The 22,353-nt window shown below is 68.8% G+C and carries 21 protein-coding genes; 14 read left to right on the forward strand and 7 right to left on the reverse strand.

Annotation, left to right across the window (positions count from 1 at the left end; all coding sequences use genetic code 11):
* Positions 1-7: 7 nt before the first annotated feature.
* Positions 8-424 (reverse strand): BlaI/MecI/CopY family transcriptional regulator, encoded by a 417-nt coding sequence (locus G6N34_RS10435; RefSeq protein ID WP_085150870.1) that lies wholly within the window; start codon positions 422-424, stop codon positions 8-10.
* A 240-nt stretch (positions 425-664) separates the two neighbouring features.
* Here G6N34_RS10435 and G6N34_RS10440 point away from each other — a divergent pair, with 240 nt between their 5' ends.
* The 8 genes from G6N34_RS10440 to G6N34_RS10475 all read left to right on the forward strand — a co-directional run bounded on the left by G6N34_RS10440 (position 665) and on the right by G6N34_RS10475 (position 6,470).
* Positions 665-1,474 carry an iron reductase gene (locus tag G6N34_RS10440; RefSeq protein WP_234812818.1) on the forward strand — a complete coding sequence of 270 codons (810 nt, stop codon included), beginning with the start codon at positions 665-667 and terminating at the stop codon, positions 1,472-1,474.
* A gap of 167 nt (positions 1,475-1,641) precedes the next feature.
* A complete protein-coding gene (locus tag G6N34_RS10445; RefSeq protein ID WP_085150872.1) occupies positions 1,642-2,052 on the forward strand; it encodes a PaaI family thioesterase in 411 nt (136 codons plus the stop codon).
* 70 nt (positions 2,053-2,122) lie between these two features.
* Positions 2,123-2,425: an urease subunit gamma gene (locus G6N34_RS10450; RefSeq protein ID WP_085150873.1), complete on the forward strand. Its 303-nt coding sequence runs from the start codon at positions 2,123-2,125 to the stop codon at positions 2,423-2,425.
* 26 nt (positions 2,426-2,451) lie between these two features.
* Positions 2,452-2,763, forward strand: a complete 312-nt coding sequence (locus G6N34_RS10455) for an urease subunit beta (protein ID WP_085151201.1) — start codon at positions 2,452-2,454, stop codon at positions 2,761-2,763.
* On the forward strand, positions 2,763-4,484 hold the full coding sequence (locus G6N34_RS10460) for an urease subunit alpha (protein WP_085150874.1): 1,722 nt from the start codon (positions 2,763-2,765) through the stop codon (positions 4,482-4,484). Before G6N34_RS10455 ends, G6N34_RS10460 begins: the two co-directional genes overlap by 1 nt.
* Before the next feature lie 11 nt (positions 4,485-4,495).
* Positions 4,496-5,131, forward strand: coding sequence for an urease accessory protein UreF (locus G6N34_RS10465; RefSeq protein WP_085150875.1), 636 nt, complete (start codon positions 4,496-4,498; stop codon positions 5,129-5,131).
* 26 nt (positions 5,132-5,157) lie between these two features.
* Entirely contained in the window at positions 5,158-5,835 is a 678-nt protein-coding gene (ureG, locus tag G6N34_RS10470; RefSeq protein WP_085150876.1) for an urease accessory protein UreG, read from the forward strand.
* Positions 5,835-6,470, forward strand: a complete 636-nt coding sequence (locus tag G6N34_RS10475) for an urease accessory protein UreD (protein ID WP_085151202.1) — start codon at positions 5,835-5,837, stop codon at positions 6,468-6,470. Before ureG ends, G6N34_RS10475 begins: the two co-directional genes overlap by 1 nt.
* Here G6N34_RS10475 and G6N34_RS10480 read toward each other — a convergent pair.
* From G6N34_RS10480 to G6N34_RS10490, 3 genes are all read right to left on the reverse strand, one after another.
* Positions 6,467-7,837, reverse strand: coding sequence for a type II NADH:quinone oxidoreductase Ndh (locus G6N34_RS10480; protein ID WP_085150877.1), 1,371 nt, complete (start codon positions 7,835-7,837; stop codon positions 6,467-6,469). The genes G6N34_RS10475 and G6N34_RS10480 overlap by 4 nt on opposite strands.
* A 101-nt stretch (positions 7,838-7,938) precedes the next feature.
* Positions 7,939-8,856, reverse strand: a complete 918-nt coding sequence (locus G6N34_RS10485) for an LLM class F420-dependent oxidoreductase (protein WP_085150878.1) — start codon at positions 8,854-8,856, stop codon at positions 7,939-7,941.
* A gap of 87 nt (positions 8,857-8,943) precedes the next feature.
* The gene (locus G6N34_RS10490; protein ID WP_179965741.1) at positions 8,944-9,621 is read right to left on the reverse strand and encodes an SDR family oxidoreductase; all 678 of its coding nucleotides are present in this window, start codon (positions 9,619-9,621) and stop codon (positions 8,944-8,946) included.
* A 322-nt stretch (positions 9,622-9,943) separates the two neighbouring features.
* Here G6N34_RS10490 and G6N34_RS10495 point away from each other — a divergent pair, with 322 nt between their 5' ends.
* Positions 9,944-10,948, forward strand: coding sequence for an APA family fibronectin-binding glycoprotein (locus G6N34_RS10495; protein WP_085150879.1), 1,005 nt, complete (start codon positions 9,944-9,946; stop codon positions 10,946-10,948).
* A gap of 157 nt (positions 10,949-11,105) precedes the next feature.
* Positions 11,106-11,426 (forward strand): GlsB/YeaQ/YmgE family stress response membrane protein, encoded by a 321-nt coding sequence (locus G6N34_RS10500; protein ID WP_085150880.1) that lies wholly within the window; start codon positions 11,106-11,108, stop codon positions 11,424-11,426.
* On the opposite strand, the gene G6N34_RS10505 is transcribed toward G6N34_RS10500, so the two are convergent.
* Entirely contained in the window at positions 11,423-12,415 is a 993-nt protein-coding gene (locus G6N34_RS10505) for an Acg family FMN-binding oxidoreductase (protein WP_085150881.1), read from the reverse strand. The two genes, G6N34_RS10500 and G6N34_RS10505, sit on opposite strands and share 4 nt — an antisense overlap.
* Before the next feature lie 127 nt (positions 12,416-12,542).
* Between G6N34_RS10505 and G6N34_RS10510 the strand changes: the two genes are divergently transcribed.
* The gene (locus G6N34_RS10510) at positions 12,543-13,547 is read left to right on the forward strand and encodes a zinc-binding alcohol dehydrogenase family protein (RefSeq protein WP_085150882.1); all 1,005 of its coding nucleotides are present in this window, start codon (positions 12,543-12,545) and stop codon (positions 13,545-13,547) included.
* Here G6N34_RS10510 and G6N34_RS10515 read toward each other — a convergent pair.
* Complete coding sequence (locus tag G6N34_RS10515; RefSeq protein WP_085150883.1) at positions 13,544-14,311, reverse strand: CPBP family intramembrane glutamic endopeptidase; 768 nt, start codon at positions 14,309-14,311, stop codon at positions 13,544-13,546. The genes G6N34_RS10510 and G6N34_RS10515 overlap by 4 nt on opposite strands.
* A 47-nt stretch (positions 14,312-14,358) precedes the next feature.
* On the reverse strand, positions 14,359-16,824 hold the full coding sequence (locus G6N34_RS10520) for a phosphoketolase family protein (RefSeq protein WP_085150884.1): 2,466 nt from the start codon (positions 16,822-16,824) through the stop codon (positions 14,359-14,361).
* Between the two features lie 157 nt (positions 16,825-16,981).
* Here G6N34_RS10520 and G6N34_RS10525 point away from each other — a divergent pair, with 157 nt between their 5' ends.
* From G6N34_RS10525 to G6N34_RS10535, 3 genes are read left to right on the forward strand one after another with little or no spacing between them, the layout of a single operon-like run.
* A complete protein-coding gene (locus G6N34_RS10525) occupies positions 16,982-19,330 on the forward strand; it encodes a CaiB/BaiF CoA transferase family protein (RefSeq protein WP_085150885.1) in 2,349 nt (782 codons plus the stop codon).
* A complete protein-coding gene (locus G6N34_RS10530) occupies positions 19,327-20,763 on the forward strand; it encodes an aldehyde dehydrogenase (protein ID WP_085150886.1) in 1,437 nt (478 codons plus the stop codon). The genes G6N34_RS10525 and G6N34_RS10530 overlap by 4 nt, the downstream gene beginning before the upstream one ends.
* A gap of 30 nt (positions 20,764-20,793) precedes the next feature.
* Positions 20,794-22,278: an acetyl-CoA acetyltransferase gene (locus G6N34_RS10535; protein ID WP_085150887.1), complete on the forward strand. Its 1,485-nt coding sequence runs from the start codon at positions 20,794-20,796 to the stop codon at positions 22,276-22,278.
* The last annotated feature ends 75 nt before the right edge of the window (positions 22,279-22,353 follow it).

Below are 22,353 nucleotides of genomic sequence, written 5' to 3' on the forward strand. Positions count from 1 at the left end.
GTGTCTCTCAGCCGACGGCGGTTTCGCCAGCGGGCCCTGTCAGGCCATGCTTCGCCTCGAGTTCGGCCAGCGCTTGGCGCAGCGCCCGCGCTTCGTCGACGCCCACGCGCTCGACGAAGTGGACCAGCGCCGCCCGACGGATGCCGCTGTCGGAGGTCTGCTCGAGTGCGTCGACCATGAGGCCCGCGACCAATTCGTCGCGTCCATGTGTGGGCGCATAACGATGCGCCCTGTCGTCGCGGTGCTGCACGACCAGATGCTTCTTGGCCAGTCGCTGGAGCACTGTCATCACCGTGGTGTAGGCCAGGTCCCGCCGTTCGCGCAGCGCTTCGTGCACCTGCCGCACCGTTTGGGGCTCGGGGGCCGCCCACAGGTGGTCCATGACCGCCTGTTCCAGCTCCCCTAGCCGCGCCATTTTCGTCATGATCCGTTCATCTCCGTACGCAATGGGCTCAGACTACTCGGATTTACTACCCGGCGTCGTACACAACTGGGTCGTGGATCAGTTCGCACACCGGCTCCAGGCCCGCTCGCAGGCACAAATCACCTGGAAAGAGGCCATCACAGAGACTCCTTTGTGTGAGAGCGGTCACAAGATGCCGTCGAAATCAGCGGCATACTTTTATGGTTAGGCTTACCTAATCATAACTTGGGAGGTGTCCGGGTGACCGCTTTAGTCGACGACCCGTTGATCGCGGGGATGGCGATCCGCCGCATGCTGCCGCTGCATGAGTCGAGTCGGCGGCTTCGGTCGCTCTATCCCGAATGTCCGCGGGTGTACGGCGTGGCCGTCATGGAGGACGTGTCGAAACGGCGGTGGTGGCCCCTGGCGTCCGCGCTCAGCGGTGAGAAGTTCGAGCAGATGTACCGCGACGCCGCACTTGAGATGGATAGTCGCACGGCCGCTGCGCAGCAGTTGGCCGCGACGCTCGCGCATGCGGTGATTGGGCGCGTGGTCGCGTTGGTGGTGCTCGAAGGTCGGGCCTGGGACACCGGCCTGGAGAACCTGTGGGTGCACGTCGACTCCGAGGGTGCGATCGATTGGCTCGGCGTGGTCGACCCGACCCTGCGGGTTCTGCCCGAGGATCCGTGCAGCGCCGCCGAGGGCGTCGTCGAACTCCCCAGTGAGGCCGCGCTTGCCACGTGGATCGCACACCGATGCCACCGCTCCTTGGCGCCGCTGTTCCGCAGGCTCCACGAGGTCAGCGAGGGAGTGGTCAGCGTCGCGTCGATGTGGCACACCGTCGGCACGGCCATCGTGGTCGCCGCCACCCAGGTGCCGCAGCTGGCCGGCTCGAGTGAGGTCGTCGGGATGCGTCGCGGACAGGCGGTCCTGGACGCGCTGGTCGGCTTCGGCCTGCCGGTGCGCGGCGAGGCGGGACTGCGCGGACGCGCTGCCGGGCAGCGCCCGAGATTTCTGCGGGCGAGCCGACACGAAGGCCTTGCAAATTTAGGGCAGCCTTGCCTATCATGATCACCATGAGCTGACGGACCGCGCCGGAGTCCTGAGGGCTGCAGAGACCCCCGGTCCATCGAAGACGAGCCCCGTGCCAATGGCACGGGGCTCGTCGCCTTTTCGGGTCCCGTGCCGCAGCGCGCCCCGCAGTCCGCTCTGCGGACGCCGGCGTGTAGACAAGAACCGTGCATGAAACCCATTCGGCGTTCCCGGAGGGCTTCGAGTCGCCCTTCGACAATGAACTCGGGCTCGTCTTCACCGAAGTCACCCCGCACGGCATCAAGGCTCAGTTGGACGTCAAGCCGACCCTGCTGCAGCCGATGGGCATCGTGCACGGCGGCGTGTACTGCTCGGTCATCGAGGCAGTCGCCAGCACGTCGGCCTACGTGTGGCTGGCCGAGCACGGCGGCGGCAACGTGGTCGGCGTCAACAACAACACCGACTTCCTGCGCGCCATCTCGGCCGGCACGGTCTACGCCACCTCCGAATCGTTGCACCGCGGACGGCGCCAGCAGCTGTGGATCGTGACCATCTGCGACGAGAAGGACCGTGTCGTGGCCAGGGGTCAGGTGCGTCTCCAGAATCTCGAGGCCTGATCTTCCCCCTCTGCGGCCCAGACCTGTTCGCGTCCTGCCGAATCCGGTCGGGCATGGCAGGATCGCTCGAATGCGACTGACACCGCATGAACAGGACCGACTGCTGCTGTCGTACGCGGCCGAACTCGCGCGCCGTCGGCAGGCCCGTGGCCTCAAGCTGAACCACCCGGAGGCGGTGGCGGTGATCACCGACCATCTGCTCGAGGGCGCTCGAGACGGACGGACCGTCGCCGAGTTGATGGTCAGCGGTCGCTCGGTGCTGTCCCGTGACGACGTGATGGAGGGGATCCCGGAGATGCTGCACGACGTCCAGGTCGAGGCGACGTTCCCCGACGGCACCAAGCTGGTCACCGTCCACCACCCGATCGCATGAGCGGAGCCGACGCGACGCCGGGACGGATTGTGCCCGGCGAGATCCTGTTCGCCGATGGCGTCATCCAGCTCAACGCAGGTGCCGACCGTGTGGAGCTTGAGATCGTCAACACCGGCGACCGGCCCGTGCAGGTCGGCAGTCACGTGCATCTGCCGCAGGCCAACGGTGCGCTCGACTTCGACCGCACCGCGGCGCACGGGCATCGTTTCGACATCCCGGCCGGCACGGCGGTCAGGTTCGAACCCGGTGTGCCGCAGCGCGTGAGCCTCGTGCCGCTGGCAGGAACCCGCGAGGTGCACGGACTGAGCCTGACTCCACCAGGAAAGCTGGACGGCTGATGACAGAACTGTCCCGGCAGCGATACGCCGCGCTGTTCGGCCCGACCACGGGCGACCGCATCCGACTGGCCGACACCGACCTGCTCATCGAGATCACCGAGGACCGCAGCGGCGGCCCGGGACTCGCAGGTGACGAGGCCGTCTTCGGCGGCGGCAAGGTGCTCCGCGAGTCGATGGGGCAGAGCCGGGCCACCCGGGCCGACGGCGCGCCCGACACCGTCATCACCGGTGCGGTGATCCTCGACCATTGGGGAATCATCAAGGCCGACATCGGCATCCGCGACGGCAGGATCGTCGGCATCGGCAAGGCCGGCAATCCCGACATCATGTCGGGGGTGCACCCGAATCTGGTCGTCGGCCCGTCCACCGAGATCATCGCGGGTAACGGCAGGATCGTCACCGCGGGCGCCATCGACTGCCACGTGCATCTGATCTGCCCGCAGATCATGGCCGAGGCGCTCGGCGGCGGCATCACGACGATCATCGCCGGCGGCACCGGGCCCGCTGAGGGCAGCAAGGCCACCACCGTCACGCCGGGCGCATGGCACCTGGCCCGCATGCTGGAGTCGCTGGACACATGGCCGCTCAACGTCGCGCTGCTCGGCAAGGGCAACACTGTCAGCGCGGAGGCCATGTGGGAGCAGTTGCGCGGCGGCGCAGCGGGTTTCAAGCTCCACGAGGACTGGGGTACCACGCCGGCCGCGATAGACGCCTGCCTCACGGTGTCCGAGGCGGCGGGCGTGCAGGCCAACATCCACACCGACACGCTCAACGAGATGGGCTTCGTCGAGGACACACTGGCCGCCATCAAGGGCCGCTCGATCCACGCCTATCACACCGAGGGTGCGGGCGGCGGCCACGCGCCCGACATCATCACCGTCGTCAGCCACCCGAACGTGCTGCCGAGTTCGACCAACCCGACTCGGCCGCACACCGTCAACACCCTCGACGAGCACCTCGACATGTTGATGGTCTGCCATCACCTCAATCCCAGCGTCCCCGAGGATCTGGCGTTCGCGGAGAGCCGGATCCGGCCATCGACGATCGCCGCCGAAGACCTTCTGCATGACATCGGCGCGATCTCGATGATCGGCAGCGACGCGCAGGCGATGGGCCGCATCGGCGAGGTCGTGATGCGGACCTGGCAGACCGCACACGTGATGAAGCTCCGGCGTGGCGCACTGCCGGGAGACGGTGCCGCGGACAACCATCGGGCGCGGCGCTACGTCGCCAAGTACACGATCTGTCCGGCGATCGCCCACGGTCTGGACGACGAGATCGGGTCGGTCGAGGTGGGCAAACTGGCCGACCTGGTGCTGTGGGAGCCGGCCTTCTTCGGCGTGCGCCCACACGCGGTCCTCAAGGGCGGCATGATCGCGTGGGCGGCCATGGGGGATGCCAACGCGTCGATCCCGACCCCGCAGCCGGTGCTGCCACGCCCGATGTTCGGCGCCGCCCCGGCGGCCGCCGCGGCCACCTCGGTGCACTTCGTCGCGCCGCAGGCGATCGAGGACGGGTTGGCCGACCGGCTCGATGTTCGTCGAAAGCTGGTGCCGGTCAAGAATGTTCGGCAGGTCGTCAAGGCGCACATGCCGCTCAACGACGCGACGCCGGCGATCGAGGTCGACCCGGACACCTTCACGGTCCGCATCAACGGCGAGGTGTGGCAGGAGCAGCCCGCCGCGCAACTGCCCATGGCGCAGCGCTATTTCCTGTTCTGAGAACCCCGACGATGACCAATCTGATCACCCTCCTGACGCTGACGGATTCGCGGCTGCCCACCGGCGGCCACGTCCACTCCGGCGGAGTCGAGGAGGCCATCGCCAGCGCGCTGGTGGTCGACCTCGGCACGCTGGATGCCTTCCTGCGCCGCCGGATTCGCACACAGGGCCTGGTCGCCGCCTCGATCGCGGCGGCCGTGCACACCGAACGGCTCGACGTGCACGACGCCGAGGCCGAGACCGATGCCCGCACCCCGTCTGCGCCCGCCCGTGCGGCATCGCGCAGTCAGGGCCGCGGCCTGCTTCGGCTGGCGCGGCGGGTGTGGCCGGACGGGAAGTGGGCAGACCTGCGTCGCGATCCGCACCTGCCGATCGTGGCCGGAATGGTCGGCCGCGTCACCGAACTGACTCCCGCGCACACCGCGATGGTGCTGGTCTACACCACGATGACGGGGACCGCGACCGCCGCACAGCGACTGCTGGCGCTCGACCCCGCCGACGTCGCGGCGCTCACGTTCGAACTCGCCGACCTGTGCGAGCAGACCGCGGCCGAGGCGGTCACGGGCCTGGCGGATCTGTCCGATCCGCTGCTCGACGTCCTGGCCGAACGGCACGCCCGCCGCGACCGACCGCTGTTCGTGTCCTGACGAGGTCCTGAAGAGAAGGAATATCCATGCCTCCGCATTTCATCGACGGGAAGCCGCACGACCACGTCGAGCGCCCGCGCCGGGCCCGGCGCCCCGGGGAACCGCTGCGGATCGGCGTCGGCGGGCCCGTCGGGTCAGGCAAGACCGCACTGGTCGCCGCCTTGTGCCGCACACTGCGCGACGAGTTGTCACTGGCGGTGCTGACCAACGACATCTACACCACCGAGGATGCCGACTTCCTGCGTCGCCACGCCGTGCTTCCCGACGACCGCATCGCGGCCGTGCAGACCGGCGGATGCCCGCACACCGCCATCCGCGACGACATCACCGCCAACCTCGATGCGATCGACGACCTGATCGCGGCCCATGATCACCTCGACCTGATCCTCGTCGAATCCGGTGGGGACAACCTGACCGCGACGTTCTCCTCGGGCCTGGTCGACGCCCAGATCTTCGTGATCGACGTCGCCGGGGGGGACAAGGTTCCGCGCAAGGGTGGGCCGGGCGTGACGTTCTCCGATCTGCTGGTCGTCAACAAGACCGACCTGGCCCCGCTGGTGGGTGCCGACCTCGACGTGATGCGCCGCGACGCGGGGGCCGTGCGGGACGGGCGGCCCACCGTGCTGATCAGCCTGACCGAGGACCCGTCGGCCGCTCTCGTCCGCGCCTGGGTGCATGAACAGTTGAGCGTTCCAGTACCGTGATCGACTCCCGCGTCCTGGTGGTTGCCCGCCGAAACATGTTGCCGCATCTGGAATCCCGCGGCGGCATCGTCGGGCGGATCACGGGCGAGGACACCGTGCACCTGGTGTCGGCCACCGCGACGCCGCTGGGCGGGGACACCATCGAGATCCGGGTCGTCGTCGAACCGGGTGCGACGCTCTGCCTGCGCAGCGTCGCGGCGACCATCGCGCTGCCCGGTCGTGACACCGACACGTCACACTCTAGGATGGCCATCGAGGCCCACGGCGACCTCGACGTGGATCTGCAGCCCACCGTGGTGGCGGCCACCGCGATGCATCACGCGGATGTCGAGGTGGCGCTTGGCGAGACCGGGACAATCCGTCTGCGCGAACGGGTTCAGGTGGGCCGGACCGGAGAACGGCAGGGGTTCTGGAGCGGCGGCCTGCGCGTCGACGCGAGCGGTCCCGTGCTGCGGCACCGCGTGCAGATCGGAGCCGGGTCCGTCACCGACGACGCCCTGGCGTCACCCCGGGCGTCGGTCAGCGAACTGCACTATCCGGGCGCACCAGCACATCCCGACCCGCGCGCCACCGTGTTGGAACTCGCGGCCGGGGGAGTGCTGACCACCTGGCAGGGGGATGTGCTGCCCGGCTAGCTTGCGGCCTTCTCGTCCTCGATCGCCGCCGCGATCTCCTCAAGCTGCTCGATCCGGGTGCGGGCGAAGGCCTGCTGCTCGGTGATGGTGAGCTGTCCGCGCTGGCGGGCCAGGAACGTCGTGGCCCACGACAGCAGCGTTGCGATCTTGGTCTTGAAGCCCACCAGGTAGATCAGGTGCAGGAACAGCCATGCCAGCCACGCGATGAATCCGCCGAACTCGAGCTTGCCGACCTGGGCCACCGCGGAGTACTTCGACACCGTGGCCATCGAGCCCTTGTCGAAATACTTGAACGGCTCGCGCGACGCCGGATCGGCACCCTTGAGTTCGGCCTTGATCAGATTTGCGGCGTACTTGCCGCCCTGGATCGCGCCCTGCGCCTGACCGGGCACACCTTCGACGGCCGCCATATCGCCCACTACGAACACATTCGGGTGACCGGGGATGCTCAGATCGGGCAGCACCTTGACGCGGCCCGCGCGGTCGAGTTCGACGCCCGACTGCGTGGCGAGGTCCTTGCCCAGCGGGCTCGCGGAGACGCCGGCCGACCAGACCTTGCACGCCGATTCGATCCGCTTGGTGGTGCCGTCCTTGTACTTGACGGTCAGGCCGTTGCGGTCGACATCGGTCACCATGGCGCCCAACTGGACCTCGACGCCCAACTTCTCCAACCGCTTCTGCGCCTTGAGACCCAGCTTCGGGCCCATCGGCGGCAGCACCGCGTCGGCACCCTCGACGAGGATGACGTGTGCCTCGGTCGGATCGATGTGACGGAACGCGCCGCGCAGGGTGTCGTCGGCGAGTTCGGCGATCTGCCCGGCCATCTCGACACCGGTCGGGCCGGCACCGACGACCACGAACGTCAGCAGCTTCTGGCGGCGCACCGGATCGCTGGAGCGCTCGGCCTGCTCGAAGGCGCCGAGGATGCGGCCACGCAGCTCCAGCGCGTCGTCGATGGTCTTCATACCGGGCGCCCACTCGGCGAAGTGGTCGTTGCCGAAGTAGGACTGGCCGGCTCCCGCCGCGACGACCAGGGTGTCGTAGGGCGTGCGGTAGGTGTGGCCGAGCAGCACCGAGTCGACGGTCTGGTGCTCGAGGTCGATGTGGGTGACCTCGCCCAGCAGCACCTGAGCGTTGCGCTGCTTACGCAGGATCAGGCGCGTGGGCGGTGCGATCTCACCCTCCGAGATGATGCCCGTGGCCACCTGGTACAGCAGCGGCTGGAAGAGGTGATGCGTGGTCTTGGCGATCATCTTGATGTCGACGTCGGCACGCTTCAACTTCTTGGTCGCGGTCAGCCCACCGAATCCGGACCCGATGACCACGACCTTATGCCGATCGGTGGGGGTTGCTCCGGGATGGCTCACTGTTTGCTCCTCGACGGGGACACATCGGTACAACGTCTACCGTAGTCGCCCGTTTCCCGAAGGGCGCGGCGGTATCGGTGAGATCGGCCACCCGCGGCGCCTCAGAAGGGCAGGACGGCCTTCAGAGCGGCGCCGAGTTGCGTGAGAACTCCGGGCTCATAGGTCTTCAGGTTGAAGATGACACCCGTGGCGCCCGCATCGAAGACCTTGGCCTTGACCTGCTCGGCGATGGCCTCCGCGCCGCCGGCCACGGTGTTGCCACGGGCCCCCTCGGGAATGTCGTCGGGAGAACGCTTCTCGTCGGCGATCACCGTGATCAGCATGCTGGTCTCCAGCGTGGCCGGGTCGCGGTCGATGTCCTCACAGCGCTGTCTGACGACGTCGACCTTGCCCGCCAGCTGATCGAACGACGTGATCAGGTTGAGGTGGTCGAAGTGCCGGGCCGCCAGTGGGATGGTCTTCTTCTCGCCGCTGCCGCCGATCATGAGCGGAATGTGTTCGCGGTAGCGGGGATTGGCCACCGCGTCCTTGGTGCGGTAGTACCTGCCCTCGACGGTGGGTCGCTCGCCCGCAAGCATCGGCAGGATGATCTGCAGTGCCTCGCCGAGCTTGTTGAAACGCTCCGTGAAGGTGCCGAATTCGAAGCCCAGCTGCTCGTGTTCGAGTTCGAACCACCCCGTGCCGATGCCGAGGACGGCGCGCCCGGCGCTGATCACATCCAGCGTGGTGATGGCCTTGGCCAGCAGGGTCGGATTGCGGTAGGAGTTGCCAGTGACCAGCGTGCCCAGTTGCACGTTCTGCGTCGCGGCAGCCAGCGCACCCAGGGCCGTGTAGGCCTCGAGCATCGGCTCCTCGGGGGCGCCGAGCATGGGCAGCTGATAGAAGTGGTCCATCAGGAAGACCGCGTCGAAGCCCGCGGAGTCGGCCTCTTGGGCCTGTGCGATGACGGTGGGGAAGAGCTTCTCGACGCCGGTGCCGTAGGAGAAGTTCGGGATCTGATAGCCGAGTTTGATCGTCACATCTCGACGTTATCGAAGAAGCGTCCACCGCCGTCGGCGAGTTCGCTTCTCGCAGAAGCTGCGCAGTGTGGGAATAAAGTCCGCAGGTCAGCCGAAGTGGGCCGGGGCGCCGCTGCTGACGTGCAGCGTCTGGCCCGTGATGTGGCGCGCCGACGAGGTCGTCAGGAACAGCGCCATGCGGGCGATCTCGGCGGCCACTGACGGTGACGGCGTGGTCAGGCCGTCGTAGGTGCTGTCAGTGCCGCGCCCGGTGGCCACGACGTTGACGGTGATGCCGCGGGTGCCCCAGTGCTCGGCCTGGCCCTGGGTCCAGTCCGCCAGTGCGGCCTTGATGGCCGAGTCGGCGGTGCCGCCACGCGGTGTCTCGGGGACGACGCTGATGATGGCGCCGCCCGAGCGCAGGTGATCGCCGATGGTCTGCAGGGTCAACACCGGTGCCAGCACAGCGGCATCCACGGCGTTGTGCCATGCGGCAACCTGCTCGGCAAGGGAGAAGGTGCGTGGGTCGCCGGCCTGGTAGCGCGGAGCCGGGACGTTGACGATGGTGTCGAGGTGGTGCGGGAACTGCGTGCGGGCCTCGGCCATGCTCACGGGGTCGGTCGGATCGCACACGACGGACGTGATCTCAAGTTCCTTGGCAGCGATCTCGAGTTCGTCGCGGCGTGCCCCAGAGATCACCACGTTGTGTCCGGCGTCGCGGAATCCCTCCGCCACCGCACGACCCAGTTCGGTGTCTCCGCCGGTGACCAGCACCTCCATCGTCATGCCCTCTCCTCGAGTGTTCGCCGTTGAACCCCACGCGGGACGGCGTCGACCGTGCTCGATGTTACTGGACAGTAGCTATGCGGCGAAACTCAACGCGGGCACGCTTCGGCCACGATCTGGCTGGACGGCGCACCGGGTCCCCGGGCGCGGCGGCAAAGCTGCTGGTGGAGACGACGCTGAGGCAGCGGCATCAGGGGCGACGAGACTCTGCGCACGTTGGGCTCGGACGGGTGTGTGTGACCCGCCGTGGCGCGTGTCGGCCGACACGCATCGTGAGCAGTACACACTTGCGTCACGGCGGTAACACGGTAGGTTCGTCGCCATGAGTCAGCCTGACTTCACCCCGACGCGGCGCGTCCGCCTGCAGAGGTCGTTGGCGGTCGCCGCAGCCTCCAGCATGGGCGTCGTGACACTGGTATTTCCCGCCGTGGCGCACGCCGAGCCTGTGCCGCCGCCCCCGCCGCCAGGCACCGAGGCCCCGCCGGCACCGGCAGGCCCGCCCGCGCCTGCGCCGGCCGATCCGAACGCGCCTGCGACTGCGGCTGCCGATCCGGCCGCTCCCGCGCCGCCGCCGGCAGACCCCAACGCTCCACCGCCCGCGCCGGTCGATCCGGCCGCTCCTGCGCCGGCACCCGAGCCTGAGCCGGGCCGGGTGGACAACGCCGCGGGTGGCTTCAGCTACGTCGTACCCGCAGGCTGGGTCGTCGGTGACGCCAGTCGGCTGAACTACGGCCAGGCGCTGCTGACCAAGGAGACCGGACCGGCGCAGCCGGGCCAACCCGCCCCCACGTCGACCGACACCAGCATCCTGCTGGGCCGACTGGACCTGAAGCTGTTCGCCGGCGCCGAACCGGACAACGCCAAGGCCGCCGTGCGTCTGGCCTCCGACATGGGCGAGTTCTTCATGCCGTTCGCCGGCACCCGCGTCAACCAGCAGAGCGGTGCGCTGAATGCCAACGGCCTGCCCGGGGCCTTCTCGTCCTACGACGTGAAGTTCACCGACAGTGCCAAGCCCAACGGCCAGATCTGGGCCGGCGTCGTGGGCTCCGCCGCGGTCAACGCGCCGCGCGGCCAGCGCAACGAGCGCTGGTTCGTGGTGTGGTTGGGCACCGACAAGGACCCGATCGACAAGGCCGCCGCCGAGGCGCTGGCCAACTCGATCCGGCCGTGGGCGCCGCCCCCGCCACCCCCGCCGGCCGCCGTCGACCCGAACGCACCGGCGCCGGAACCCGATCCGAACGCACCCGCGCCGGTGCCGGGTCGCAACCCGGTCGGTGTCCCGATCCCGGTGGAGACTCCCGTCCCCGAGATGATGCCGCCGGCCTGAGCCGCGCAAGCCAACCGAAGCGAGCCCCGACCTGCCAAAGGTCGGGGCTCGCTGCTGTCATCGTTCCCGTAATGCTGGCCAAATCGTTACCCGCAGCCGGTATATGTGGGGAGTGACCCGCCGTTGAAGCGGCGGGTATGACGACGAGGAGATCCTGATGGACACAGTGCTCGTTTCACACCTGGCGTCGAACGTCGAGTTCCTGGCGCGATCCTCGACACTGACGAGTGTGGGTTGGATCGGCTACATCATCATCGGTGCGCTCGCGGGCTGGATCGCGAGCAAGATCGTGAAGGGCGCCGGATCAGGCATCCTGCTCAACATCGTGATCGGCATCGTGGGCGCCCTCATCGGCGGCTTCCTGCTCAGCTTCTTCCTCGACACCGCCAGTGGCGGATGGTGGTTCACGCTGTTCACCGCGATCCTGGGCTCGGTGATCCTGCTCTGGATCGTCGCCAAGGTTCGCACCAAGTCCTAGCTGAGGACGATCGGCGACCCGTCGAGCCGGCTGACCACATCGGTCAGCGGCCGGCGGGGTGTCGCCGGCAGGGGATCGGCGTTCAACGGCGCCCACCCGACCCGCAGCAGCATCTGCGGGATGCAGTCCCGGTCCAGGACCGTGGTGCGCACCAGTTCACGGGTCTCGGCGATCTCCAGTGGCTCGGTGATCGGGCAGCTCGACAGGCCGAGTGCGGTGGCGGTCAACAGCACCACGCCCGTCGCCTCGCCGGCGCGCAGCACCGCGAGCGGGTCGTCGGTCGCGGTGCCCAGGGCCAGCACCACGCCCGCATCGGTTTCGGGTGCCGCACCCTCGGGCTGCGGCAGCACCGGATTGGCGAACGCGCGGGCCGGCAGCGTCGAATGTGGGGCGGCCGGCGGCGTATTGCGCGCCGGTACACCGGCCAGCGCGCCGTAGCGACCGCTCCACTGCGACAGTTCGATCAGGTATTCGGTGTCGTCGGCATGGCGATGCATGGCCTCCAAGATGACGGTTGCGAGGCGTTCTGGTGCCGCCACCCGGCGCAGCATGACGCCGCTGCGTGCGGCCCGCGAGGACATCAGCGCGATGTCGCCCGCAGGCACGGGCCACGAGCTGTAGAGCCGCCGGTCGGTGCGTCGCCGGGGTATCGCGGCGGCCAACGCGATGTCCTGCTCGCTGGCGGTGCTCGCGGAGATCTCAATGCTGGCCAGATGATCTGGGTTCGCCGAGTTCGGCATGCGATGCACATGGGCCTGCCAACCGAGCGCCGCCAAGGCCACGGTGAAGTGCTGCAGCGCCGCGCCGCAGCTGAGGATCAGGTCGCGCCGCTGCGGATCGATGTGCGGCAGGTGGTGCGTCGAATCGGCATAGAGGTGCACACCCTCGTCCCCGAGGCGCCACAACCACGGCTGCGTGTTGTGGACCGACGGTGCGCGCTGAGCCAGTGCAAGGGCAGCCAGGACAGTGGCTTCGTCTGGCAGGTTCATACGTCCACGATGGCACCGCCGACCACGCGTTCGGCACCGCACAATGGCCCGAACCCGGTGGCCATTGGTCCCTTCGGCCCCGACGGCGGGCAACCGCGTCCACTATGGATGGATGGACGCATCGACGATGTCGGCGTGGCAGGTGCACAGGCCCGGCCCGATCGCCGGCGGACCGCTGCGCCGGGTCCGCGCACCGATCCCGGAGCCCGCACCCGGTGAGTTGTTGGTGGCGGTGCGGGTCTGCGGCGTGTGCCGCACCGACCTGCACGTCGCCGAGGGGGATCTGCCGGTGCACCGCCGGGATGTGGTGCCCGGTCACGAGGTGGTCGCCGAGGTGGTCGACGTATCCGCGGCCGGTCCCGACTGTGATGTGGTGGCTGGGGATCGGGTCGGCATCGCCTGGCTGCGTCACACCTGCGGGACGTGCCGGTTCTGCCGCTGCGGGCGGGAGAACCTGTGCCCGGAATCGACGTACACCGGCTGGGACGCCGACGGCGGTTATGCCGAGTTCGCCACAGTGCCAGCCGAATTCGCCTACCGGCTGCCGGACGGCTACTCGGACTCCGAACTGGCTCCGCTGCTGTGTGCGGGCATCATCGGCTACCGCTCGCTGCGCTGCGCCGACGTCCCGCCCGGTGGGCGGCTGGGGATCTACGGTTTCGGCGGCAGCGCCCACCTGACCGCACAGGTCGCGATCGCGCAGGGTGCGGAGGTGCACGTGATGACCCGCGGTGCCGGGGCGCGGGAATTGGCGCTGTCGCTCGGGGCGGCGTCGGTGCAGGGGGCCGACGACCCGCCGCCCGTGGCGCTGGACTCGGCGATCCTGTTCGCGCCCGTGGGCACGCTGGTGCCGCCCGCACTCGCTGCCCTGGATCGAGGCGGCACTCTGGCAGTCGCGGGCATCCACCTCAGCGACATCCCGGAACTCAACTACCAGCGGCATCTGTTCGAAGAACGCGTACTGCGCTCGGTGACCTCCAACACGCGCGCAGACGCGCGGGAGTTCCTGGATTTCGTCGCACGCCATCGCATCGAGGTGAGTGCCCGCGAGTATCCGATTGAGCAGGCCGACCGCGCGCTGGCGGACCTGGCCGGCGGTCGCTTCTCGGGTGCGGCGGTGCTGACGGTCTAGGCGGTGGCGTGCCAGACCAGGGCGGCCGCCAGGGCGCCCATGCCGTTGAGTGACCAGTGCAGCGCAATCGGCGCGATGATGCTGCCACTGCGTCGGCGCAGCCAGGTGAACACGAAACCGGCGGCCGCAGTGGCCAACACCGCGCCGACGACCCCGACCAGCATGCCGAACACACCGCCGCCGAACAGACGCGTGAATCCCACGTTGCTGGCCGTCAGCCCCATCGAGGTGGCGATGTGCCACAGGCCGAACAGCAGTGAACCGGCGGCCGCGACACCACGGAAACCCCATGCCCGGTTCAACGCTCCGTGCAGGACGCCGCGGAACGCCAACTCCTCGGGGATGACGGTCTGCAACGGGATGATCACCATGGACGCGATCAGTGCGCCTGACAGCGTCGCGTAGTTGTCATTGAGGAACATCGGCCGAGTGATCGGCAGCAGCACGCCGATGGCGATCACGGTGGCCACGAGTGCCACGGCGGCCGCCGCGTAGCCGACGCCGGAGCGCCAGTGGTCGCGGCCCAGGCCGAGTTCGGACCAGCCGAGTCCGCGGGACCGGACGAGCACCAACAGGCCGACGGCGGCGGCGGGGACGGTCGCGATGCTGGCCCACGGCGTGGTGAAGTGCGCGATCAGGTTGGTCAGCGCGAGCACCACGACGACTACGGCGATGTCGACGTAGATCCGGAAGTGATGCAGCGCCGACAGCTGTGCCAGAACGGGATGCGGAGCATCCATGGCGGGGGCTGCGGCGTCAGACATAACCGGGCCAGCGTACCTGAGGCATCAATAATCCCTGTTCAGAGCGATTATTCGTTGTCACCGCCGGTCGCGGACGCGGCGCTGGCCCCGTCCGGTCCCATACTGCCGCGAGCGGCGGGCCACACCCAGTCGCGGACCTCCGGGATGTCGTCACCGTGTTCGCGGGTGTACTCCCGCGCCGCGATTCGGCTGTCCATCATCTCCTGACGCAGCGCCGCGCAGGTCGACTTCAGTCCCGGCACGCGGTCGATCACATCCATCACAAGGTGGTAGCGGTCGAGGTCGTTGAGCATCACCATGTCGAACGGCGTCGTGGTGGTGCCCTCCTCCTTGTAGCCGCGGACATGGAGGTTGCCGTGATTGGTGCGTCGGTAGGTCAGGCGGTGGATCAGCCACGGATAGCCGTGGTAGGCGAAGATGATCGGCTTGTCGCGCGTGAAGATCATGTCGAACTCGTCACTGGAGAGCCCGTGCGGATGCTCGGTCGCGTCCTGCAGCCTCATCAGGTCCACGACGTTGACGAAGCGCACCTTGAGGTCGGGCAGGTGCGCTCGCAGCAGGTCGGCCGCGGCCAGCGCCTCCAGGGTGGGGACGTCACCCGCGGCGGCGAGCACGACGTCGGGGTCGCTGCCCAACTCCTCGGTGCTGGCCCATTCCCAGATGCCCAGTCCACGCGTGCAGTGCGCGATGGCCTGCTCCATGGTGAGGAAGTTGGGCGCGGGCTGCTTGCCGGACACCACGACATTGACGTACTGGCGCGTCCGCAGACAGTGGTCGTAGGTGGACAGCAGCGTGTTGGCGTCCGGCGGCAGGTACACGCGCACGACGTCGGCGCTCTTGTTCACCACATGGTCGATGAATCCGGGGTCCTGATGCGAGAACCCGTTGTGGTCCTGGCGCCAGACATGGCTGGACAGAAGGTAATTCAGGCTCGCGATGGGGCGCCGCCACGGGATGTGGTTGGTGACCTTGAGCCATTTGGCGTGCTGGTTGAACATCGAGTCGATGACGTGGATGAACGCCTCGTAGCAGTTGAACAGGCCGTGCCTGCCGGTCAGCAGGTAGCCCTCGAGCCAGCCCTCGCACTGGTGCTCGGACAGCATCTCCACCACTTGGCCCGCCCGGGCGAGGTGCTCGTCGACCTCCGGTGAGAGGTACTCGGCGTCCCACTGCTTGTCGGTGGCGTCGTAGACGGCCTGCAGTCGGTTGGACGCCGTCTCGTCGGGTCCGAAGATGCGAAAGTTGTCGGGGTTGCGGCGCACCACCTCGGTCAGCCACTGCCCGAGGACGCGGGTGGCCTCGGCGACGGTCGCGCCGGGAGCGGGGACGTCGACCGCGAAGTCCCGAAAGTCGGGCAGACGTAGATCTTTGAGCAGCAGACCGCCGTTGGCGTGCGGGTTGTCGCTCATTCGCAACTGGCCGTCGGGGGCCAGCGCGGCGATTTCCGGATCGATGCGGCCGTCGGCGTCGAACAGTTCGTCGGGCCGGTAGGAGGCCAGCCAGTCGGCCAGCACCTGCAGATGTTCTGCGGTGTCGCGGGCATTGGACAGCGGAACCTGATGCGCGCGCCAGGATCCGGTGGTCTTCTTGCCGTCGATGTAGGCCGGGCCGGTCCAGCCCTTCGGTGTGCGGAACACGATCATGGGCCAGCAGGGGCGTCGCTCGTCGCCCGCGGCGGCCGCGGCCTTGAGCGTGGCGATCTCGTTGAGCACCTCGTCGAGCAGGGTGGCGAAGCGTCGGTGCGCGTCGGCGGGATCCCCGGCGTGTTCCTCGTCCTCGGACACCTCGAAGAAGTACGGGTGGTGGCCGTACCCGACCATCAGGCTCGAGAGCTCCTCGGACGGTATGCGCGCCAGCACGGTCGGATTGGCGATCTTGTAGCCGTTGAGATGCAGGATGGGCAACACCACGCCGTCCTTGGCGGGATTCAGCAGCTTGTTGGAGTGCCAGCTGGTGGCCAGCGGACCGGTCTCGGCCTCGCCGTCGCCGACCACGGCGGCCACCAGCAGGTGCGGATTGTCGAATGCCGCACCGTAGGCGTGCGACAGCGCGTAGCCGAGTTCGCCGCCCTCATGGATCGATCCCGGCGTCTCGGGTGCCACGTGCGACGGGATGCCGCCCGGGAACGAGAACTGCCGGAAGAGTCGCGTCAACCCCTCGGTGTCACCGGTGATGTCGGGGTAGATCTCGGTGTAGGTGCCGTCGAGGTAGGCCGACGCGACCAGGCCGGGGCCGCCATGGCCGGGTCCTGTCACATAGATCGTGGACTGGCTGCGCTCAGCGATCACGCGGTTGAGATGGGCGTAGAGGAAGTTCAGGCCCGGCGTGGTGCCCCAGTGTCCGAGCAGGCGCGGTTTGACGTCGTCGCGGGTGAGCGGGGTGCGCAGCAGGGGATTGCGCAGCAGGTAGATCTGGCCGACCGACAGGTAGTTGGCGGCCCGCCACCACCCGTCGAGTCGCGTGAGCGTGTCATCGGGCAGGGGAGCGGCGTCGCGGTGTGTCCAAGAGGTCATGCTCGTGGTCATTCCCTTATCCAACGCCACCCAACACAGTTGCAACCGGGTTCGAGGCAGGAATTAACGAGTTGTTCGGCCAAACACCCCACCGGTTGGTTGGTCGAGGGTGTTCGACGCTATCGTTGCAGCGCTGGCGATGCGAAAGCGAGGGACGATGGCTGACGGCGCGGAGTTGTTAGCGGGGTTGCGGGTGCTCGACCTGTCCCGCGGTTCCGGTGACGCGGTGGGACGCATTCTGGGCGATCTCGGCGCCGACGTGATCAAGGTGGAACCGCCCGGCGGGAGCCCGGCGCGGGCCGAACTTCCCCGCCTGGGTGACACCAGCATCGCGTTCGCGCTGCACAACGCCAACAAGAGCAGCGTGGTCCTCGACCCCGACCAGGACGGTGACCGCGAGCGGCTGCTGGAGCTGGTCGCCGATGCCGACATTCTGATCGACTCCGGCATTCCCGGTCAGGCCGCCGCCTACGGCACGTCGTGCGCAGCACTGGCCGACCGTTTCGAGCATCTCGTGGCGTTGTCGGTCACCGACTTCGGCACCGAGGGACCCCGTTCGTCGTGGCAGGCCACCGACGCCGTGCTCTACGCGCTGTCCTCGGCGTTGTCCAAGTCCGGCCCGCCGACGGGTATGCCGGTGCTGCCGCCCAACGGGATCGCGTCCGCGACCGCCGCGGTGCAGGCGGCGTGGGCCGCCCTGGTGGCCTACTACCACCGCCTGCGGACCGGACTCGGTGACTACATCGACTTCTCCCGCTACGAGGCCGTCCTGCTGGCGCTCGATCCGCCGTTCGGTTCGCACGGTCAGGCCGCATCCGCAGCGGGCGGGCAGTCGAAGTGGCGGGGCCGGCCCCGCATGCAGGACTCGTATCCGATCCTGCCGTGCGCCGACGGGTGGGTGCGCATGGTGGTGCTGGCACCGCGGCAGTGGCACGGCCTGCGCGCGTGGCTCGGTGAACCCGAGCAGTTCCAGGACCCCAAGTACGACACCATCGTCGAGCGCTTCCTGGCCTGGGGGGAGATCGGCGGGCTGCTGACCGAGAAGTTCTCCAAGATGACCATGGCCGAGATCTCCGATGCCGGGGAGTCCTACGGCGTACCGGTCGCGGCCGTGCTCGAGCCCTCCGACGTCGGGGACTCCGAGCACTTCGCGGCCGTCGGCGCCTTCACCGAGGCCGAGGTGGTGCCGGGCGTGCGGACACGCGTGCCGGTCGGTTACTACACCGTCGATGGGCAGCGGTTCGGGTTCCGGACCGCGGCGCCGGCCGTCGGTGCCGGACCGGGACGGTTCGCCGACCGTGCCGCCCGGACGACCCGCGCCGAAGACCTCGGCGGCAAGCCGTTCGCCGGACTGCGGATTGTGGACCTGGGCATCATCGTCGCCGGCGGTGAACTGAGCCGGCTGTTCGGCGACCTGGGCGCCGAGATCATCAAGGTCGAGAGCAAGCAGTTTCCGGACGGGCTGCGTCAGGGCCGTCCCGGACAGATCCTGACCGAGTCGTTCGCGTGGACCCATCGCAACAACTCCAGCCTGGGTCTGGAACTGCGGTCCGAGGGCGGGCCCGAGGTGCTGGCCGAACTGGTGCGTCGCTCGGATGCGGTGTTCGCCAACTTCAAGCCGGGAACGCTTACGGGACTGGGCTTTCCGTACGAGAAGCTCAAGGAGATCAACCCGTCGGTCGTGCTCGCCGAGAGCAGTGCGTTCGGCGACACCGGACCGTGGAGCTCCCGCCTGGGCTACGGCCCGCTCGTGCGCGCCTGCACCGGCGTCACCGCGCTGTGGACGGCCCCAGACCGTGCGGCCAAGCCCGGCCGGCACCCGTTCTACGACGCCACGACGGTCTTCCCCGACCACGTGGTCGGGCGCATCACGGCCATCGGCGCGCTGGCCGCGCTGATCCACCGCGATCTCACCGGGGAGGGTGCGCGCATCCACGTGTCGCAGGCCGAGGCCGGCATCAATCAACTCGACACCGTCTTCGTCGCGCAGCGGGCCCAGCAGGACGCGCGCGGGGCCGTCGTGCCCAGCGAGGCCACCGACTCCGTCTTCGCCTGCCAGGGCGAAGACGAGTGGGCCGTCATCTCGCTGCGCCACGAGGCGGACCGTCAGGCCGCGATCACGATCATGGGGGACCCCAGCGGATGGGCCGACTGGACCAGCGCCCGCACCCCGGCCGAGGTCGCAGAACTGCTGCAGGCCGCGGGCGTGCCTGCAGCGCCCATGAACCGCCGTCCCGAGGTGAGCGCCGATCCGCAGTTGGCCGTGCGGGGTCTCTACGAGGAGATGACGCATCCGCTGATCGAGGCGCCGCTGCCCGCCGAGACCGGTCCCGCGCCGTTCCGTCGCATCGCCAAGGCGGGCACGCGGCCAGCGCCCATGCCCGGTGACGACACCCGCGAGATCGGCCACGACGTCCTGGGTCTCGACGACGAGGCCATCGACAAGCTGGTGGCCGACGGAGTGCTGTACGTGGGCAAGGACGCCAAGGAGACGGTGCAGGCATGACAGCGGTCTCCGGACAGGTCTTCATCGGCAACCGGTTCCGTCCCAGCGCGGAGGTCACGCCGGTCCTCGAGGCCGCCACTGGTCTGCCGCTGGGTGACGGTGCGAACGCGGGCACCGCCGATGTCGACGCCGCGGTCGCCGCCGCCCGCGCCGCGCTGCGGGCTTGGAGGACCACCTCGGCGGAGGACCGCGCGGCGGTCCTGCGCGCCATGGCGGCCGAACTGAAGTCGCGCGCCGCGGCCACCTCCGAATTGGTGACCCGCGAGAACGGCATGCCGACGTCGTTGTCGCGGGGGGCCAACGGCGCGTTCCCGGCGCTGCTGCTCAATTACTACGCCGACCTGATCACCACAACACCCGACGAGGAGGTGCGGCCCGCCGCCATCGGGCACACGATCGTCCGGCATGAGGCCATCGGTGTGGTCGCGGCCATCACGCCGTGGAACTATCCGCAGGCTCTGGCGGCGTTCAAGCTGGCTCCCGCGCTGGCTGCGGGCTGCACCGTGGTGCTCAAGCCCGCACAGGAGACCGCGCTGGACGCCATGGTCTTCGGCGAGGCCGCCGCCGCGGCGGGCCTGCCCGAGGGCGTGCTCAACATCGTGCCCGGTGGGATGGCCACGGGCGAGCACCTGGTGTCGCACCCCGGCGTGGACAAGGTCTCCTTCACCGGGTCGACGGCCGCGGGCCGCGCGATCGGCGAGGTGTGCGGACGCCTGCTGCGACCGGTGACCCTGGAACTCGGCGGCAAGTCCGCGGCCATCATCCTCGACGACGCCGACCTGGGCGTGACGCTGAAGGGCCTGCGCACGCAGTCCTTCGCCAACAATGGCCAGACCTGCTACCTGAACTCGCGCATCCTGGCACCGCGGTCGCGCTACGACGAGATCGTCGAGGCCCTGGCGGACCTGGCCAGCGGCATGACCGTCGGCGACCCGCTGGATCCGGCCACCGAGATCGGGCCCGTCGTCAGCGAGCGGCAGCGTCAGCGCATCCTGGGCTACATCGAGGCCGGCACCGCCGACGGTGGCAAACTGGTTGCCGGAGGGTCGATCCCGAAGGACCAGCCGCGCGGCTGGTTCGTCGAGCCCACGGTGTTCGCCGACGTCGACAACCGCCACCGCATCGCGCAGGAGGAGATCTTCGGCCCGGTGCTGGCCGTGATCCCTTACGACGACGACGAACACGCCGTGGCGTTGGCCAACGACAGTGAGTACGGCCTCGGCGGCACGGTGTGGTCCACCGATGTCGACCGCGCCACCGGCGTCGCGCGCGCGGTGCACACCGGCACCATCGGCGTCAACGCCTACAACCTCGACATCGCGGCGCCCTTCGGCGGCGTCAAGAGCAGCGGGCTGGGCCGTGAACTGGGCCCCGAGGGCCTGGCCGCGTTCCGCAGCACCAAGTCGATCTACCGCGCCGGCCCTGCTTTTTGACACGTGTCAACTACTGATAGGTTTTCTTCCATGTCTCTGGATCCCCGCACGCCCGTACTCGTCGCCTACGGCCAGGTGAATCAGGCCGACAACACCCCAGAACCGCTGGAACCGGTGGCGTTGATGGCCGCCGCCGCGCGTGAGGCCGCCGACCCGCGGGTGCTCGCCGCGGTCGACGCGATCCGGGTGGTCAACCTGCTGTCGTGGCGCTACCGCGATCCCGGGCTGCTGCTGGGTCAGTTGATCGGCGCAGACAACCCCAGCACGCGCTACACCGGTGTGGGTGGCAACGTGCCGCAGACGCTGGTCAACCAGGCCTGCCTGGACATCATCGCGGGCCGCAACGAGGTCGTGCTGATCGGCGGCGCCGAGACTTGGAAGACGCGGAAGCGCCTGAAGGCCAACGGAATCCGTCCGGACTGGACCAAGCAGGACGAGTCGGTGCCGGTGCCGCCGGGTGCCGACGACGCCGTCGAGATGAGCAGTCCCTCGCAGGACCAGGTGGGCCTGCTGCTGCCGTCGCACGTCTACCCGTGGTTTGAGGAGGCGCTGCGCATCGCCGCGGGCGAGACCCAGGACGAGCACCGTCGTCGCATCGGCGCGCTGTGGGCCCGCTTCAACGAAGTGGCGCAGACCAACCCGCACGCCTGGAGCAACAAGGCCTACACGGCCGAGGAGATCACCGAACCGGGCCCGGACAACCGGATGATCAGCTGGCCGTACACCAAGCTGCTGAACTCCAACAACATGGTCGACCAGAGCGCGGTGCTGATCCTCACCTCGGTCGAGAAGGCCGAACACCTGCAGATCCCGCGGGAGCGCTGGGTGTTCCCGTGGGCCGGCACCGACGCGCACGACACCTACTCGATCGCCGAACGTCTGGACTACAGCCGTTCGCCGGCCATCCGGATCGGCGCCGGTCGTGCTCTGGAACTGGCCGGTCTGGGCATCGACGACATCGACTTCATCGACATCTACTCATGCTTCCCGTGCGCGGTGCAGGTGGCCGCCAACGAGATCGGCGTCCCGACCGACGACCCGAACCGGCCGCTGACCGTCACCGGTGGCCTCACGTTCGCCGGTGGCCCGTGGAACAACTACGTGTCGCACTCCATTGCGACCATGGCCGAACGCCTGGTGGCCGAGCCGGGTAAGCGCGGCCTGATCACCGCCAACGGCGGCTACCTGACCAAGCACGCCTTCGGTGTCTACAGCACCGAACCCCCGGCCGACGGCTTCCGCTGGGAGGACGTGCAGGATCGCGTGGACGCTGAGCCGACCCGCGAGGCCGTCGTCGGCTGGGAGGGTGTCGGCACGGTCGAGACCTGGACCGCCCCGTTCGGTCGTGACGGCAACCCGGAGAAGGCGTTCGTTTCCGTGCGGATCTCGGAGGAGCCGGACTCGGCGCGCGTGTTCGCGCTGCTGGACGCCGAAGGTGCGGCCGCTGCAGTGCGCGGGGACATCGCGGGGGCAAAGATTCGTGTGGAGGCGGACGGCACGGCGACGCTGGTGTAGACCAGGTTCTGACGTCCGGGCTAAAATCTTCCGCAAGTGCTTCCGCGCGCTTATCCTCATCTCGTACCGATGGGG

The organism is Mycolicibacterium confluentis (assembly GCF_010729895.1).
In the GTDB taxonomy this organism is placed as follows: domain Bacteria; phylum Actinomycetota; class Actinomycetes; order Mycobacteriales; family Mycobacteriaceae; genus Mycobacterium; species Mycobacterium confluentis.